Source organism: Bradyrhizobium sp. (assembly GCF_036735945.1).
GTDB lineage: Bacteria > Pseudomonadota > Alphaproteobacteria > Rhizobiales > Xanthobacteraceae > Bradyrhizobium.
Genome location: NZ_DAINNI010000111.1, coordinates 1 through 15,760 on the forward strand (window position 1 = coordinate 1; position 15,760 = coordinate 15,760).

The 15,760-nt window shown below is 65.1% G+C and carries 16 protein-coding genes; 7 read left to right on the plus strand and 9 right to left on the minus strand.

All coding sequences use genetic code 11. The features are described from left to right. Positions 1 to 8 precede the first annotated feature (8 nt). Positions 9 to 800 (plus strand): enoyl-CoA hydratase, encoded by a 792-nt coding sequence (locus V7E26_RS24045; protein ID WP_324421009.1) that lies wholly within the window; start codon positions 9 to 11, stop codon positions 798 to 800. 62 nt (positions 801 to 862) lie between these two features. Here the strand turns inward: V7E26_RS24045 and V7E26_RS24050 are convergent, their stop codons facing one another. Continuing rightward, positions 863 to 1,495 carry a GNAT family N-acetyltransferase gene (locus V7E26_RS24050; RefSeq protein ID WP_324420983.1) on the minus strand — a complete coding sequence of 211 codons (633 nt, stop codon included), beginning with the start codon at positions 1,493 to 1,495 and terminating at the stop codon, positions 863 to 865. Positions 1,496 to 1,567: 72 nt separating this feature from the next. After that, positions 1,568 to 1,771: a DUF1127 domain-containing protein gene (locus tag V7E26_RS24055; protein WP_324420985.1), complete on the minus strand. Its 204-nt coding sequence runs from the start codon at positions 1,769 to 1,771 to the stop codon at positions 1,568 to 1,570. A gap of 114 nt (positions 1,772 to 1,885) precedes the next feature. Between V7E26_RS24055 and V7E26_RS24060 the strand changes: the two genes are divergently transcribed. The 3 genes from V7E26_RS24060 (at position 1,886) to tcuB (ending at position 5,564) form a co-directional block, all read left to right on the plus strand. Then, positions 1,886 to 2,785 carry a transcriptional regulator GcvA gene (locus V7E26_RS24060; protein ID WP_324420987.1) on the plus strand — a complete coding sequence of 300 codons (900 nt, stop codon included), beginning with the start codon at positions 1,886 to 1,888 and terminating at the stop codon, positions 2,783 to 2,785. A gap of 191 nt (positions 2,786 to 2,976) precedes the next feature. Further along, positions 2,977 to 4,368 (plus strand): FAD-dependent tricarballylate dehydrogenase TcuA, encoded by a 1,392-nt coding sequence (gene tcuA, locus V7E26_RS24065; protein WP_324421011.1) that lies wholly within the window; start codon positions 2,977 to 2,979, stop codon positions 4,366 to 4,368. Between the two features lie 80 nt (positions 4,369 to 4,448). Beyond that, on the plus strand, positions 4,449 to 5,564 hold the full coding sequence (tcuB, locus tag V7E26_RS24070; protein ID WP_324420989.1) for a tricarballylate utilization 4Fe-4S protein TcuB: 1,116 nt from the start codon (positions 4,449 to 4,451) through the stop codon (positions 5,562 to 5,564). Between the two features lie 110 nt (positions 5,565 to 5,674). Here the strand turns inward: tcuB and V7E26_RS24075 are convergent, their stop codons facing one another. From V7E26_RS24075 to V7E26_RS24085, 3 genes are all read right to left on the minus strand, one after another. Continuing rightward, positions 5,675 to 6,088: a Rieske (2Fe-2S) protein gene (locus V7E26_RS24075; protein WP_324420992.1), complete on the minus strand. Its 414-nt coding sequence runs from the start codon at positions 6,086 to 6,088 to the stop codon at positions 5,675 to 5,677. Continuing rightward, entirely contained in the window at positions 6,088 to 7,191 is a 1,104-nt protein-coding gene (locus V7E26_RS24080) for an amidohydrolase family protein (RefSeq protein ID WP_324420994.1), read from the minus strand. The genes V7E26_RS24075 and V7E26_RS24080 overlap by 1 nt, the downstream gene beginning before the upstream one ends. Before the next feature lie 61 nt (positions 7,192 to 7,252). Next, entirely contained in the window at positions 7,253 to 8,323 is a 1,071-nt protein-coding gene (locus tag V7E26_RS24085; RefSeq protein WP_324420996.1) for an amidohydrolase family protein, read from the minus strand. Positions 8,324 to 8,454: 131 nt separating this feature from the next. On the opposite strand from V7E26_RS24085, the gene V7E26_RS24090 reads away from it, so the two are divergent. Then, on the plus strand, positions 8,455 to 8,937 hold the full coding sequence (locus V7E26_RS24090; protein ID WP_324420998.1) for a CinA family protein: 483 nt from the start codon (positions 8,455 to 8,457) through the stop codon (positions 8,935 to 8,937). 131 nt (positions 8,938 to 9,068) lie between these two features. Next, entirely contained in the window at positions 9,069 to 9,959 is an 891-nt protein-coding gene (locus tag V7E26_RS24095) for a hypothetical protein (protein WP_324421013.1), read from the plus strand. 74 nt (positions 9,960 to 10,033) lie between these two features. On the opposite strand, the gene V7E26_RS24100 is transcribed toward V7E26_RS24095, so the two are convergent. After that, positions 10,034 to 11,341, minus strand: a complete 1,308-nt coding sequence (locus V7E26_RS24100; protein WP_324420999.1) for an HlyD family type I secretion periplasmic adaptor subunit — start codon at positions 11,339 to 11,341, stop codon at positions 10,034 to 10,036. Beyond that, entirely contained in the window at positions 11,338 to 13,083 is a 1,746-nt protein-coding gene (locus V7E26_RS24105; RefSeq protein WP_324421001.1) for a type I secretion system permease/ATPase, read from the minus strand. The genes V7E26_RS24100 and V7E26_RS24105 overlap by 4 nt, the downstream gene beginning before the upstream one ends. A gap of 453 nt (positions 13,084 to 13,536) precedes the next feature. Here V7E26_RS24105 and V7E26_RS24110 point away from each other — a divergent pair, with 453 nt between their 5' ends. After that, positions 13,537 to 13,776: a hypothetical protein gene (locus tag V7E26_RS24110; RefSeq protein ID WP_324421003.1), complete on the plus strand. Its 240-nt coding sequence runs from the start codon at positions 13,537 to 13,539 to the stop codon at positions 13,774 to 13,776. A gap of 73 nt (positions 13,777 to 13,849) precedes the next feature. On the opposite strand, the gene V7E26_RS24115 is transcribed toward V7E26_RS24110, so the two are convergent. Together V7E26_RS24115 and V7E26_RS24120 are read right to left on the minus strand one after the other, a co-directional pair. Then, positions 13,850 to 15,262: an amidase gene (locus V7E26_RS24115; protein WP_324421005.1), complete on the minus strand. Its 1,413-nt coding sequence runs from the start codon at positions 15,260 to 15,262 to the stop codon at positions 13,850 to 13,852. Continuing rightward, entirely contained in the window at positions 15,259 to 15,456 is a 198-nt protein-coding gene (locus tag V7E26_RS24120) for a hypothetical protein (RefSeq protein WP_324421007.1), read from the minus strand. The genes V7E26_RS24115 and V7E26_RS24120 overlap by 4 nt, the downstream gene beginning before the upstream one ends. Between the last annotated feature and the right edge of the window lie 304 nt (positions 15,457 to 15,760).

The following is a 15,760-nucleotide window of genomic DNA, read 5'->3' on the forward strand; positions in this document are numbered from 1 at the left end:
CCGACGAACTGCTCTGCGTGATCCGCGACCGCGTCGCCATCATCACGCTGAACCGCCCCGAGGCGCGCAACGCGATGTCGGATAATCTGACCCCGGCCTTGCGCAACATGATCAAGGCTTGCGGCGAGAATCGCGATGTCGGCGTGCTGCTGCTGACCGGTGCGGGAACCGCGTTCTGCGCGGGCGGCAACGTCAAGGGCATGGGCGCCAATCGCGACAAGGCCAAGCTCGCAATGTCCCATGACGAGCGGGTCGCCGACCTGCAGGAGCGGCAGCGTCTCTTGACCGGGGCACTGGTCGCGGTGCGCAAACCGACCATTGCCGCCCTGCCCGGGCCTGCGGTCGGCGCCGGCCTCGCGCTTGCGATGGCGTGCGATATCAGGATCGCCGCGAAATCGGCTTTCCTCTCCACGGGCTACCTCAAGGTCGGCCTCAGCGGCGATTATGGCATCGCCTGGCTGCTGACACGGCTGGTCGGCACGTCGCGGGCCCGCGAACTGATGTTCACCTGCGAGCGCGTCGATGCCGACAGGTGCGAGGTCATCGGCCTGGTGAACCGCGTGGTTCCCGACGACAGGCTGCAGGCGGAGGCCTTCGCGCTCGCCAAATCGATCGCCGAAGGGCCGACGATCGCGATCCGCTACATGAAGGACAATCTGGACGAAGCGCTGTCGTTCGACTTCGCCACCGCGCGCGACCATGAGGCCGAGCGCATGATCCGCACACAGGTGACATCAGATCACAAGGAAGCGGTGCAGGCCTTCATCGAAAAGCGCAAGCCGGTGTTCAGCGGCGCATAGAGCAAGCGGCGTAGCTGCGAAAATAGCCCGGTTCTGGTGCGGCCAGAACCGGGCTCAGTCTATCAAACCGCAAGCGAGGACATGGCGCTGGGAGAGACGGCGGCAAGCCGCCAACTGGCGCATGGGATTTCCTGCGGTCCGACGTTAATTTGTTTCTGGATATCTTTCTGGAAGCGCGTCAGCTTCCAGTCGCCGGGCGAGTTGGTGAAGGCGTAGCCGGCCTTGCGGGCGAGCGCGATCATGGCGTCGTTGGAGCGCAGCGTGTCGCCAAAGAGGTGTTCGGCGCCGAACGATGCCGCGCGGCACTCGATATTCTTCAACAGTGCCTTGCCGATGCCGCGGCCCTGCCAGCGATCGTCGATCGACAGCCCGAACTCGATCGAGGTCGTCTCACTGTCAAACGCATAGCGCGCTTCGCCGACGATGATCTCGCGGCCGTCGACCAGCATGGTCGCCACCACGGTGAATCTGTCAGCTTCACCGACGTGAATGAAATCCTCCAGCACCGACGGCGCCAGTTCGCGGGCGGCGCCGAGGAAGCGGCTGTAGCGCGAGCGTGTCGTCAGCGCCCGGAAATAGTTCTGCAGCGCCTCGGCATCGCGCGGTTCGACGAAACGCACGGTCACGGCCTCGTTGTGCCGGGAGCGCAGCACGTCGGAATATTGCCTGAGATCGTCGAAACGGAGCCTGGTCATCGCGCGCTCCCGCTGGCTTCAAGAAGATTGGCCGGCGCCCCTCGGATAAGGCGGCGCCAGCCTGGCTGCACCTCAGGCCCGCCAGAACGGCTTATCGATCTCGTAGGCGATGTCGCTCGAGGAGATGCCGACGTCGTGCAACTCGCGCTCGGACCAGTTCGCCAGTTCCTTCCGGGAGCGGTAACGCCGCCGCCAGACATGGACGGTGTCGGCCAACTGGGATAAAAGTCCCGGAGCATGATGATTTATCATCGATTCATGGGTGAAAGTGGACATTTGAGGCTCCTGTAGTAGTCTGTTGGAGCTAACATGTACTTCCAGGCAGCCTTTCACAAACGACACTTTGTACCGTTTCGGATGAAATAAGCTCATGTATTTGAGGATTGTGAGATGACCGCCAGGCTGCCGTCGCTGAATGGATTGCGGGCATTCGAGGCCGCAGCGCGGCACTTGAGCTTCACGCAGGCGGCATCCGAGCTGAACGTCACGCAGACCGCGATCAGCCATCAGATCAAGCGGCTGGAAGAAGAGCTCGGGGTTCGCCTGTTCATCCGCCAGAACCGCTCGCTGACGCTGACGGCGGAAGCGCAGGACTATCTTCCCGGCATTCGTGCCGCCTTCAACGATCTGCGTCTTGCGACCGACCGTCTGCTGCGCAAGGACGACGACCGCGTGCTGACCGTCTCGACGCTGGCCTCGCTCGCCGCCAAATGGCTGCTGCCGCGGCTGACCGCGTTCCAGGAAGCCCATCCCGGCATCGACGTGCGCATCACCACCTCGACCAGCCTGGTCGATTTCCAGCGCGACAAGGTCGACGCCGCCATCCGCTATGGCCGCGGCCAATGGCAGGGCGTACGCGCCGACTGGCTGATGGCGGACGAACTGTTTCCGGTATGCAGTCCCGCGCTGCTCAAGGGCAACAAGCCGCTGAAATGCCCTGAAGACCTCAAGGATCATGTGCTGCTGCACACCAGCAACGCCAACAGCGACGATTGGCGGCTATGGCTGACGGCCGCCGGGCTGCCGGCGGATTTTTCAAGGCAGCCGGGCCTGACCTTCGACCTGATCTTCATGACCGTGCAAGCGGCGATCGACGGCCTCGGGGTCGCGATGGGCCGCACCGCCTATGTCGCGGAGGATATCGCCAGGGGACGCCTCGTCGTTCCCTTCAAGATGGCCTTCCCTGTCGATGCCGGCTTCTACCTCGTCTCGCCGGCGGGGCGTAACGATCAGCCAAAACTCTCGGCGTTCAGGCAATGGCTGCTCGGCTCCGTGCAGAACCACTCCTGAAATTATTCCGCGCCGCGCGATGCATCCGACATCGTCGCATGCGGCCATGCCGATTGCGAATACGGACCGCACGAGACGGGTGACGCGGCCGCTACATCAGGCTAGACAATCGCAACGGGCGGATGGATTTGCCTCGCCGAGCGCCGGCTGGAATTCCAGGCCAACAACGACAACAAGAGCGTATGGCCGATTTGAATCAGAAGTTCGATGTGCTGGTGATTGGCGGCGGCAACGCCGCGCTCTGCGCCGCGATCAGCGCGCGCCGCGCCGGCGCATCCGTGCTGGTGCTGGAAGGCGCGCCGAAATTCTATCGCGGCGGCAATACCCGCCACACCCGCAACATGCGCTGCGCGCACGACGCCGCGACCGAGATTCTCACCGGTCCCTATACCGAAGAGGAGTTCTGGGACGATCTGTTGCGCCTGACCGGCGGGCAGACCGACGAGGAACTCGCCAGGTTCATGATCCGGGAGTCCAAGGACATCCTGAACTGGATCGTCGAACAGGGAGTGCGATGGCAACCCTCGCTCGGCGGCACGCTGAGTCTCGGCCGCACCAATTCGTTCTTTCTCGGCGGCGGCCGCGCGATGCTGAACGCGCTCTATCTCACGGCGGAGAGGCTCGGCGTCGAGATCTTCTACGACGCCGAGGTCGTCGACCTCGAGATCGAGGACGGCATGTTTCTCGCGGCCAAGCTGAAGCAGCCGATCGGCGGCGCGAGCGAAATCCGCGCATCCGCACTGGTCGCGGCGGCCGGCGGCTTCGAGGCCAACATCGAATGGCTGAAGCAATATTGGGGCGAGGCGGCCGACAATTTCCTGATCCGCGGCACGCCCTACAACCGCGGCTCGATCCTGAAAATGCTGCTCGACAAGGGCGTCCAGGACATCGGCGATCCCACCCAGTGCCATGCGGTCGCGATCGACGCCCGCGCGCCGAAATTCGACGGCGGCATCATCACCCGGCACGATTCGGTCGTGTTCGGCATTGTCGTCAACAAGCATGCCCAGCGATTCTACGACGAGGGCGAGGACATCTGGCCGAAGCGCTACGCGATCTGGGGCCGCCTGGTCGCCGCGCAGCCGGACCAGATCGCCTACATCATCTTTGACTCGACCGTCGTGACCAGCTTCATGCCGACACTGTTTCCGCCGATCGCGGACGCTACGCTTACCGAACTCGCCGGCAAGCTCGGGCTCGATCCCACAGCGCTGGAGAGGACGGTTCGCGACTTCAACGCCGCGGTGCAGCCCGGCACCTTCGATCACACCATCCTTGACGATTGCCGCACCGAAGGCATCACGCCGGCGAAGACGCATTGGGCGCGCAAGATCGATACGCCGCCCTATCTCGCCTATCCGGTGCGGCCCGGCATCACCTTCACCTATCTCGGCACCCGCGTAAACAAGCAGTCACGCATGGTGATGAAGGACGGCAGGCCTTCCGCCAACATGTTCGCAGCCGGCGAGATCATGGCCGGCAACGTGCTCGGCAAGGGTTATGCGGCCGGCATCGGCATGACCATCGGCAGCGTGTTCGGCCGCGTCGCGGGACGCGAAGCGGCGAAGAATGCGCGGAACTAGACAGGTGCCGAGTTCACCAAGCAAGGGCAAGGGCCTTACGAAGTAGGCGAGTTTCGCTCGAGGAGGCAGGAAGCCAAGGGATGCACGGAACGCGAATTCTCGAGGAAGCCGACCGCCTGATGACGGTCTGCAATTCCTGCCGCTATTGCGAGGGCCTCTGCGCGGTATTCCCCGCGATGGAGATGCGCCGCGCGTTCTCCGATGGCGACCTCAACTATCTCGCCAATCTCTGCCACGCCTGCGGCGCCTGCTACACCGATTGCCAGTTCTCGCCGCCGCATGAGTTCGACGTCAATGTGCCGAAGACGCTTGCCGTGGCCCGCGCCGAATCCTGGGCGGCCTACGTCTGGCCCCGCGCCTTCGCCGGCGCCTTCGCGCGCAACGGGCTCGTCATCAGCCTCGTCGCCGCGCTCAGCGTTGCCGCGTTCATCTTCGGCTTCGCGGCCTGGCACGACCGGCAGGTGCTGTTCGGCGTCCATACCGGGCCCGGCGCGTTCTACAAATTGATGCCGCACAATGCGATGGCGGCGCTGTTCGGCGCGGCGTTCCTCTATGCGATCGCGGCGCTGTTGATGGGCGTGCGTGCGTTCTGGCGCGACATCGGCGAACCCGTCGGCATGAAGGTCGAAGCGGGCGCCCTGTTCCGGGCGATCCGCGACGCCGGCGATCTGCGCTATCTTGATGGCGGCGGCGTCGGCTGCTTCAACGAGGACGATCGCCCGACCGACCGCCGCCGGCTCTATCACCATTTTACATTTTACGGCTTCGCGCTGTGCTTTGCGTCCACCTGCGTCGCCACGCTCTATCACTATCTGCTGGCGCGAGAGGCGCCGTATCCGTGGTGGGATCTGCCCGTCGTGCTCGGCACGCTCGGCGGCATCGGCCTGCTGATCGGGCCGATCGGCCTGCTCACCGAACGATCGAAGCGCGACACCGTGCTGGTCGACGAAGCGCGCTACGGCATGGACATAGCCTTCATCGTCATGCTGTTCCTCACCGGCCTCACCGGCATGGCGCTATTGATCCTGCGCGAGACGGCGGCGATGGGCCCGCTGCTGGCGCTGCATCTCGGCGTGGTGTTCTCGCTGTTCGTCACCATGCCCTACGGCAAGTTCGTCCACGGCATCTACCGCTTCACCGCGCTGGTGCGCTACGCGATGGAGCGCAGGGCGATGGCGCACGGGGCAGGCGAGTAAGGCGTCGGCCGTCATTGCGAGCGCAGCGAAGCAATCCATAGCGCCGCGAGCCGAAATATGGATTGCTTCGTCGCGTCGCTCCTCGCAATGACGCAGGAATCGGGGATCGACTACAAATCCACCACCACGTAATCGCTCTCGACCGAGACCGCGATGGTCTCGGCGACATACGGCCCCTTCACCACGGCCGATCCCGGCTCGACATTGACGGCATAGGCCCGGGCGCGGAAGCGTTTGGGGTCGCAGTAGGACTGGCCGGTGCGGATATCGAACTCCCAGCCGTGCCAGGGGCAGCGGATGATCTCGCCGAGCCTGGTGTATTCGATCTCGCCGGGACTGCTGGATTGCGCCAACCCGATCAGCGGTCCCTCGCATAGCGCCGCGCCCTGATGCGGGCAGCGGTTCAACAGGCCGAAGAACTCGCCCTTGATGTTGAAGATCGCGATCGGCCGGCCGTCGATGTCGAGGAATTTTCGCGTCCCCGGCGGCAACTCGTCCACCGGGGCGATCACATGCCGCACCATCAGGATATCCCGTACAGCTTCCTGGCGTTGCCGAGATAGAACGCCTCGCGGTTGGCCTCGCTGACGCCGGGAGGCAGCACGCGCGACGGCTCGTCGAAATCCCAATGCGGGTAGTCGGTGGCGAACAACAGCCTGTCCCAGCCGATCCACTCGATCGTCTGGAACAGATGATCGCGCCGCTCCGGATCTTCCATCGGCTGCGTGGTCCACCAGATGTGGTCGCGGATATATTCCGACGGCTTGCGCTTGAGATGCGGCACCTCGCTGCGCAGCTTCTCGAAGTGCTTGTCGAGCCGCCAGGCCAGCGACGGCGCCCAGCCGAAGCCGGCCTCGATCATCACCATCTTCAGCCGGGGGAAGCGCTCGAACACGCCTTCGAGCACGAGGCTCGCCAGCACGGTCTGCTGGCACTGCGCGTGGCCGACCATCTCCTCGATGTAGAAGCTCGGCCAGCCCGACGGGGTCAGCGGATTGCCGCCGAATCCGAAAGCGTGCACGCCGACCGGCAATCCGATCTCCTGCGCGGCCTCGTAGATCGGCCAGTAGCGGCGCTGGCCAAGCGGCTCGACATTGCGCGAGAGCAGCAGCACCTGCACGTAATTCGGATCGCCCGCGCGCTTGCGGATTTCGGCGGCGGCGGTGACGCCATCCTCATTGGCGACAACGATCGAGCCCTTCAGGCGCTTGTCCTTGCTGGTCCATTTCTCGATCTGCCAGTCATTGATCGCGGAACAGATCGCAGCGGCCAGATCCTGGTTGCGCAGGCCCTGCCCGCTGTTGAGCGGATTGAGCACGCCGAGCGCGACGTTATGGGGATCGAGCAGTTGCTTCTGCATGAACGACAGCGAGGAGCCCTGCGGCCCGCCTTCCGGCGGCCAGGCGTCGCGGCGCGAGGCATTCGGCTGCGCCTTCGGATAGGGCGGGCCTTCCATCATGCCGTGATAGGCCTGCTTGCCGTAGGCTTCGAGATGTCCTTGCCAGCGCTTTGCCATGAACGGAAAGAGCTCATCATTGCTGGCGCGCGCCGGATGAATGTCGCAATCGGCGATCGCGGTCTTGATGCTGGTTGAGGCCGCGGACTCCGGGCGGAACTGGACGTTCATGGCGTCGTCTCCTTTTGCCTCGGCATGATCTGGCCCAAAAACCGGTCTCCACTTTTTGGGATCATGCCGGTACTACCTGCAACCGGCCGTATGTCGCGAGCGGATTGTCGATCATGATCTTGCGGACCAGATCGGCCGACAGTCCCGGCGGCAGCACCTCGTCACCGTCGAACTGCCAGTGCGGATAGTCGGTCGAGAATAGGAGCAATTCGTCCGACTGCATATGGTCAAACAGCCGGTTCAGGGTTGCCGGATCCGGCGGCGCGTCGACCGGCTGCAGCGAGAAGCGGATGTTGCTGCGCACAATCTCCAGCGGCGCGCGGTCCACCCACGGCGTCTCCATGCGGATGCCGCGCCAGAACTTGTGCAGCCGCCACAGATAGGCCGGCAGCCAGGTGAAGCCTGATTCCAGCATGACCATTTTCAGCCTGGGATGGCGGACGAATACCCCCTCCACGATCAGGCTGGTGATCTGGGTCTGGAACGCGGTCGCCTGCGCGACGTAGTCCTCGATATGGTAGGAACCCCAGCCGACCGAGGTCGGCGGGTTATGATAGGCGCTGCCGGCGTGGATGCCGATGGTGAGGCCGAGGCGTTCGGCGGCGGCGTAGATCGGCCAGTAGGCGCGCTTGCCGAGCGGCATGTCGCCCATCACCAGCATCAAAACCTGGACGAAGCGCTTGTCCTCGGCGCAGCGCTCGATCTCGGCGACGGATTTCTCGACGCTTTGCGTCGGGATCACGATCGAGCCGCGCAGCCGCGCATCCCTGTCGAGCCATTCCTTGGCCAGCCAATCGTTGAGGGCACGGCAGAACGCGTCCTGCATGTCCTCGGAGAACACCATCTGCACGCCGTAGAGCGGATTGCAGATGCCGTAGGCGGTGCCGAACCGGTCGAGCGCCTGCCGCTGCATCTCGGCAATGTCGGCGCCGGGCTTGCCCTGCGCCGGCCGCCAGTCAGGACGCGAGGAAATCGGCGAATTGGTCGGATAGGATTGCGAGACCAGGTCGGTCATGCCGCGCGTCGTGACCTGGTCGCGCCAATAGTCGTTCATATAGGGCAGCAGGCTGGTCAAATGCGGAACGGCGGGATGCAAATCGCAATCCACGCCGCCGGCGATCGGCGACGTCATGGTGTTTCCCCGTGTGCCGCTTCAAGGCGGTCGTTTGAACCATTCAATCAGGGCGGCCGCTGCGCCGCAACTCGGCAAACGTGAACCTCCTGTGCTAGGAGGACATGACTGGCGGGATTTTGGGAGGTGAGATGAAAGAGCTGATAACAATCGCCGAAAAAATTGCCACGCAATTGATCGCGCGCAAACAGACGATTGCGGTCGCGGAATCCTCAACCGGCGGCCTGATCTCGGCGGCCCTGCTGTCGGTGCCCGGCGCCTCCGCCTATTTCCTCGGTGGCGGCGTGGTCTACACGCGGGATGCGCGACGCCTCCTCATGGATATTCCTGATGAGGCGATGAAGGGCATCCGCTCGGCGTCGGAGCCTTATGCCACACTGCTGGCCGGCCAGGTCCGGCAGCGCTTTGCGACCCACTGGGGCCTGTCGGAGACCGGCGCGACCGGGCCGACCGGCAACCGCTATGGCGATGCGGCGGGCCATTGCTGCACGGCGGTGGCGGGACCGCAAAGCGCGGTATTCACGCTGGAGACGGGGAGCAATGACCGGCAGGCGAACATGCAGGCGTTTGCGACGACGGCGCTGAATTTGCTGCTGGAGAATCTGTCGAAGTAAAACGCTCGTAGCCCGGATGGAGCGCAGCGCAATCGGGGGGCCGCGCACGCCACATGGACGGTTTCCCGGATTGCGCTTCGCTCCATCCGGGCTACGGAATACGATAGTCGATCCAGCACATCCGGAATTTCATCATGCAACAATTCGACCGCGCCGCAGAGGATCTCGGCAACTCCATTCATTTCGAGCACGTCAACGTCACCATCCCCGACCAGCGGCTGGCGACGCTGTTCTACGTCGCCGGCCTCGGGCTGACCCGCGATCCCTATCTGATGGTCTCCGACAGCAATATGTGGGTCAATGTCGGCAGGAGCCAGTTTCATCTGCCACAGGGCGCGGCGCAGGTGCTGCGCGGCCATACCGGCCTCGTCATCGCCGGGCGCGCGGCGCTGCTGGATCGGTTGGCGTCGGTGGCGAAGAAGCTGGAAGGAACATCGTTCGCATTCAGCGAGCACAACGACCATGTCGCGGCGATCTGTCCCTGGGGCAACCGCGTGCGCTGCTATGAGCCGGACGCCAAGCGCTTCGGGCACATCACGCTCGGCATTCCCTATGTCGAGTTCGACGTGCCGGTCGGGGCAGCGAAGGCAATCTCAGCCTTCTACCCCGCGATCATGGGAATGCAGGCCGAACTGTTGAACGGCGATGGCACGGTGGCGCGCGTCACGGCCGGCAAGAACCAGTATCTGCAGTTCCGCGAAACCGACCGCGCGCAGCCCTCCTATGACGGCCATCACGTACAGATCTACATCACGGATTTTTCCGGCCCCTATCGTCGCCTTGGCGAGCGCGGCCTGATCTCGCAGGAAGACAACCAGTATCAATACCGCTTCCGCGACATCGTCGACCTCGACGATGGCAGGCACCTGTTCACCGTCGAGCACGAGGTGCGCAGCGCCACCCACCCGATGTTCATGCGGCCGCTGGTCAATCGCAACCCGGCCGAGACCAACCGCACCTACGCGCCCGGTCACGAGGAGTGGGCATGGGCGATGGGACCGGATGAGTATGATCGGCGGTAAGTCCCCAAGGCGCAGCACAACAGGCTGTCATGCCCCGCATTCGCGGGACAGCCGAAACGAGGAACGAGGAGCCCTCACCGCTCCCGGAACGAGCGCATCAACTGGTCGCTGAACGGCTTCATCAGATACGACATCAAGGTGCGGTCGCCGGTCTGGACGAAGGCTTCCACCGGCATGCCCGGGATGATCTTGACCTCGCCGAGGCGGGCGACTTCGTCCGGCGGCATCGAGACGCGGATGGTGTAGTAGCTCTGGCCGGTGCGCTGGTCGGTGGTGACGTCGGCGGAGACGCGGGTGACGACGCCGTTCAATTCCGGCGTGGTGCGCTGGTTGAAGGCGGAGAGCCGGAGCAGTGTCTTCTGGCCGACCTGCAGCTTGTCGATATCCTGCGGATTGACCTTGGCCTCGACCGAGAGATCGTCGGCTTTCGGCACGATCATCATGATGGCATCGCCCGCGGTGATGACGCCGCCGACGGTGTGTACCGTCGATTGCAGCACGACGCCGTCCTGCGGCGCGCGGATATCGATGCGACGGAGCTGATCCTCGGCGGTGACCTTGCGCTCGACGAATTCGCCGATCTTGTCGTTGGCCTCGCGCAGGTCCTTGGAGACCTCGCTGACCACGTCCTTGTCGACCTGGATGATCTGCAATTCCGTTTCGGTGATCTTGCCCTTGGCTTGCGCCCGCGCGGCGATGTATTGCGCGCGCTCGCCCGACAGGCGTGCTAGGTCGCGCTCCAGCACCGTCAGGCGCGAGAGCTGGATCAGGCGCTGGTCGTAGAGCTGGCGGACGCCGACCAGTTCCTTCTCCACCAGCGCAATTTCCTTGTCCTTGGCCTGTTCCTGCGCGGTGAGGCCGGCGATTTCCTCGTTGAGCTGCGCGACGCGCTCGCGAAGCTGCGACTTCTGCCCGGTGCGTCCGAACACGCGAACCTCGAACAGCTTGGTTTCGCTCGCCATGACGTCGCGCACATCGGGATCGTCGGCGCGCTCGGTGAGTTGCGAGGGAAATTTGATCTGGTCGAGCCCGCGCTGTTCGGCCTCGAGCCGCGCCGCGCGCGCCCACAAGCCGTTCAGCGTCTTGACGACGATGGCAAGGCTCGCCTTGACCACGGTCTCGTCGAGCCGCACCACGACATCGCCGGCCTTGACGACATCGCCGTCGCGGACGCGGACCTCGCCGACCACGCCGCCGGTCGGGTGCTGCACCTTCTTGACGTTGGAATCGACCACGACCGAGCCCGGCGCGATCAGCGCACCCGAAATCTGCACCGTCGAGGCCCAGCCGCCGAACCCTCCCGCGAGCACCAGCATCAGCGCGAGGCCCACGATGAGGTGCGAGCGGATCGAGCGGCGCGCGCCTTTCAAACCGTCGGTCATGATTTCTTCGCAGCTCCCGCGTCGGACACGATCTTGATCGGCGGAGACGACGCGCGCTGCAGCACCTGGCCGAGCACGGTTTCCTTCGGACCGAATGCCTGCATGCGGCCGTCTTTCAGGACCAGCACCTGATCGACCGCCTCGATGCCGATCGGCCGGTGCGCCACCACGATCACGATGGCGCCCCGCGCCCGCGCGGACCGTACCGCGCGCGTCAGCGCCTCGTCGCCCTCGCTGTCGAGGTTGGAATTCGGCTCGTCGAGCACGATCAGGAACGGGTCCCCATAGAGCGCCCGCGCCAGCGCCACGCGCTGCGCCTGGCCGGCCGACAGCGCCGCGCCCTGCTCGCCGATCTGGGTGTCGTAGCCCTCCCTCATCTTGATGATCATCTCGTGCACGCCGGCTTCCTTGGCGGCGGCGATGATCGCGTCCGATTTCGCCTCGGGATCGAAGCGGCAGATGTTCTGCGCCACGGTGCCGGCGAACAGTTCGACGTCCTGCGGCAGGTACCCGATATGCCGGCCGAGCACATCCGACGACCATTGGTCGATGGCCGCGCCGTCGAGCCGCACCTTGCCGCGGACCGGAGTCCAGACGCCAACCAGCGCGCGCACCAGCGACGACTTGCCGGAACCGCTCGGGCCGATGATGCCGAGGCCGGTGCCGGCCTCGACCGCGAAATTGACATCCTGCACGATGACACGCTGGTCGCCCGGCGGCACGACGGCGACGCCCTCGACCGACAGCCGCGAGGTCGGCGCCTGCAGCATGGTCTGCTGATTCGTCGGCGGCATCTTTTCCAATAGCCCCGAGAGCCGGTGCCAGCTCTGGCGCGCGGCGACAAAACCCTTCCAATGGGCGATGGCAAGGTCGACCGGCGCCAGCGCTCGCGCACTCAGGATCGAGCCCGCGATGATGATGCCGGCGGTGGCTTCCTGGTGAATCACGAGATAGGCGCCGACCGCGAGCACCGCCGATTGCAGCATCATGCGCAGCACCTTGGCGACTGCCCCGAGGCCGCCGGCGACGTCGCTGGCGCGCTGGTTACCGGCCAGATAGGTCTCGTTGGCCTCGCTCCAGCGCTGGGTCAGGCGTCCGGCCATGCCCATCGCGACCAGCACCTCGGCATTGCGGCGGCTCGTGGTGGCCAGGTCATTGCGCCGCGCCGCCAGCGTCATCGCCTCCTTCGCCGGCGTGCGCGACAGGAACTCGGTGATCAGCGTCAGCGCCACCAGGATGACGGCGCCGACCAACGCGGTGACGCCGAGCAGCCAGTGGAACGCAAAACAGATCGCGAGATAGAACGGCAGCCAGGGCAGATCGAAGAACGCACCCGGTCCCATGCTGCCGAGGAACGACCTGATATTGTCGAGATCGCGCAGCGGCTGCAGGCCCTCGTTGCGGCCGCCGACCTTCAGCGGCAGCCGCACCACGGTCTCGAACACGCGCGCGTTGAGCGCTTCGTCGAGCGCGGTTCCGATCCGGCCGAGAATGCGACCGCGGATCAGGTCGAGGCTGCCCTGCGCGATGTAGAGACCGGCGGCGAGAATCACGAGGCCGACCAGGGTCGGCACGCTGCGGCTCGGCAGCACGCGGTCGTAGACCTCCAGCATGAAAATCGAGCCGGTAAGGTACAACAAGTTGATCATGCAACTCATGACGCCGACGCCGAGGAAGGCGTTGCGGCACGCGCGCAGCGCTTCACCGAGTTCGGAACGCCGGACGCCGGGAGCGGCTGCCATTTATGCGTATCTCTGCAAGCGGATAAGTACGTGCTGGTTTTACCGATGTTTTCGGACACCGTCCATTTAAGACACGTTAACCCTAATCCGGTTCACCGCTATGACGCTGGAGAGACGGCCGCGGCGCAGGTGGGCCCGCCAATTTGATGCCGGCGCCGGGCCTGCGGCGGCTTGGGCCGCGATTTGGCGCGGAAACGGCACTGGAATCACCGACATCGAGACCCGGCCGATCTCGCCGTAGACGGCGACCAGGACGCGCTTCCGGCGGCGCTACCAGCCCGCCGGCTGCCGCCGGCTTGTGCGAATGCGGACCGATTCGCCTTCGAACTGACGGAATAACTGGACCGTCAGGTTCGGGTTCGGGTCCGCCACCGCGTCACAAACGGTTGTCGACACAACCTCCGACGGCACCCGCGCAGCGGAACTTTTTGATGTCACACGCGTAATACTGGCATGAAACAAGGCGACATTTGGTATGTGACGTTCGGCCCGGACAAGATGGGCGAAGCGACGGGGGGCACGGCGCGCTCGACCCGCACGTTCAAGAATGAAGTCGATGCCAAGCTGTTTGCGATGCAAATCCTGGCCAAGGGCTGGTCCGCCAACGCCGGCACGCTCAACCCCCACCAGCCGAAGCAGGTCGTCGGCCCGTCACAGATCGAACGCTGGGCCGATCCCGGGCTGGGCGGTTAAACCACCCCGCATCCCGGACGCGGTGCAGCGCGCTTCCGCGGCAACAGCCGCATCGGCGCCCGCTGTAGGTTGCTCATGCCAGCCTGGGTATCCTCTGGTGATGGTCGGTGACGCGCTGGAAGGCTGCACCGATCCGCACCAGCGTCGTCTCGTCGAAGGAACGGCCGATCAACTGCATGCCGACCGGCAGGCCCTTGGCGGTGAAGCCCACGGGGATCGAGAGCGACGGCAGGCCGAGATAGTTGATCGGACGGGTGAAGCGCGTGATCCGCTGGATCACGGCTTCCGCATCGTGGCTGTTGCCGACATCGCTCTCGGCAATCGTCACCGCCGGCATCGGCGCCACCGGCGCGATCACGGCATCGGTGCCTTCGACCGCCGCGAGATAGGCCGACAGCGCCGGCCCACGCCAGCGCATCGCCTCGAGATAGGTCACGCCCGGAATCGCGAGCCCGTTCTGCAGGCGCATCAGGACCTGCGCGCCGTAATCCTGCGGACGCTCGATCAGCCAGCGCTTGTGAAAGGCGGCGGCTTCGGTGGCAAGCACGATCTGGCAGGCGGCGGAAAGCTGGCGCTGGTCCGGCAGTTCGACCTTGACGATTTCGGCGCCTTCGCGTCGAAGCACGGCCACGGTCTCGTCGAGGACGCGCGCCACTTCGGCATCGAGATCGTCGACATAATAGGCCGACGGCAGGCCGATCCTCAGTCCCCTGACCGGCTGCTTCGTCGCCGCCAGATAATCCGTGACCGGCGACGTCGAAGTCGTGACGTCCTCCGGGTCGACGCCGGCCATCAACCCCGTCAGCAACGCGCAGTCCTCGGCCGTCCGGGCCAGTGGCCCGACCGTGTCGAGCGACCAGGACAGCGGCATCGCGCCGGCCCGGCTGACCCGGCCGACGCTGGTCTTCAGGCCGGTGACGCCGCAGAAATGCGCGGGCATGCGGATCGAGCCGCCGGTATCCGATCCCAGCGCCGCGAAGGTCAGGCGCGCCCCGACCGCCGAGCCCGATCCCGACGACGAGCCGCCGGTGATGCGGTCGGTGTTCCAGGGATTGCGCACCGCGCCGTAATGCGGGTTGTGGCCGGTCGGCCCGAAGGCGAATTCGACCATCTGCAGCGAACCGAGCCGGACCGTCCCCGCATCCTTCAGCCGCTGCAGCGCGGTGGCGGTCGTCGTCGCGACGAAATCCCGGCGGATCTTCGAGCCGCAGGTGACGACCTTGCCCGTCTCGTAATACATGTCCTTGTGCGCCAGCGGCACGCCGTGCAGCGCGCCCTTGGGGCCGCCCTTCGCCAGCGCCGCGTCCGCACGATCCGCCGCTTGCAGCGCCTCGTCGGCCTCGATCGCCATGAAGGCGTTGAGCTTCGGATTGTGTTTGGCGATGCGGTCGAGGCACGATTGCGTCGCCTCGCGCGAGGACAGTTTCTTTTCGGCGATCGCCTTCGCAACCGCCGTCAGCGGCATCAATGCGGGCTCTGCGCTCATTTCGCCACCTTCGGCGCGTGCACCAGCAGGAAGGTCGCGGGCTCGAGATCGAACGGCAGCGTGCCGGCGACCGGCGCAAAATTCTCGAAGGCCGGCCCGATCGAATTGGCGATACGTGCGGCAACCTCGTTGTCCACGGGCACGCCGGCGACATCAGCTATCGCCTTGATGTCCTTTGCGCTCGGTCTCGTCATGGCGTGTTGCTCCCTCGTCTGCCCGGCTGTTGTGTACCGCGTCATGGTCCATTGTAGCGATGTCGTAGCGTTTTGGCGCAGCATTTGCGCAGGCGGGCTCTGCGGGCGGAGAGGTTTGCGAAGCCACCCTATCCGTCGTCATTGCGAGGAGCGCATGTCTCGTGCCCCGGACGCAGCGCAGCGCGATACGCTTGTATCGTGGTGCGCTGCTGAGCCGGGGCCCAGCCGCTCGAGGCGAGGACGTTGCGGGTCCCGGCTCTGCGGAGCAGCGTTGCACGCTACACCGCGTCCGGGACACGAGAGG

Excerpts from the sequence above, each read along its gene's own strand:
- V7E26_RS24105 (WP_324421001.1), bottom strand. The coding sequence starts at position 13,083 with ATGGCAGCCGCTCCCGGCGTCCGGCGTTCCGAACTCGGTGAAGCGCTG.
- V7E26_RS24060 (WP_324420987.1), top strand. The coding sequence starts at position 1,886 with ATGACCGCCAGGCTGCCGTCGCTGAATGGATTGCGGGCATTCGAGGCC.
- V7E26_RS24090 (WP_324420998.1), top strand. The coding sequence starts at position 8,455 with ATGAAAGAGCTGATAACAATCGCCGAAAAAATTGCCACGCAATTGATC.
- tcuB (WP_324420989.1), top strand. The coding sequence starts at position 4,449 with ATGCACGGAACGCGAATTCTCGAGGAAGCCGACCGCCTGATGACGGTC.
- V7E26_RS24050 (WP_324420983.1), bottom strand. The coding sequence starts at position 1,495 with ATGACCAGGCTCCGTTTCGACGATCTCAGGCAATATTCCGACGTGCTG.
- V7E26_RS24085 (WP_324420996.1), bottom strand. The coding sequence starts at position 8,323 with ATGACGTCGCCGATCGCCGGCGGCGTGGATTGCGATTTGCATCCCGCC.
- V7E26_RS24075 (WP_324420992.1), bottom strand. The coding sequence starts at position 6,088 with ATGGTGCGGCATGTGATCGCCCCGGTGGACGAGTTGCCGCCGGGGACG.
- V7E26_RS24055 (WP_324420985.1), bottom strand. The coding sequence starts at position 1,771 with ATGTCCACTTTCACCCATGAATCGATGATAAATCATCATGCTCCGGGA.
- V7E26_RS24110 (WP_324421003.1), top strand. The coding sequence starts at position 13,537 with ATGAAACAAGGCGACATTTGGTATGTGACGTTCGGCCCGGACAAGATG.
- V7E26_RS24080 (WP_324420994.1), bottom strand. The coding sequence starts at position 7,191 with ATGAACGTCCAGTTCCGCCCGGAGTCCGCGGCCTCAACCAGCATCAAG.
- V7E26_RS24120 (WP_324421007.1), bottom strand. The coding sequence starts at position 15,456 with ATGACGAGACCGAGCGCAAAGGACATCAAGGCGATAGCTGATGTCGCC.
- V7E26_RS24115 (WP_324421005.1), bottom strand. The coding sequence starts at position 15,262 with ATGAGCGCAGAGCCCGCATTGATGCCGCTGACGGCGGTTGCGAAGGCG.
- V7E26_RS24100 (WP_324420999.1), bottom strand. The coding sequence starts at position 11,341 with ATGACCGACGGTTTGAAAGGCGCGCGCCGCTCGATCCGCTCGCACCTC.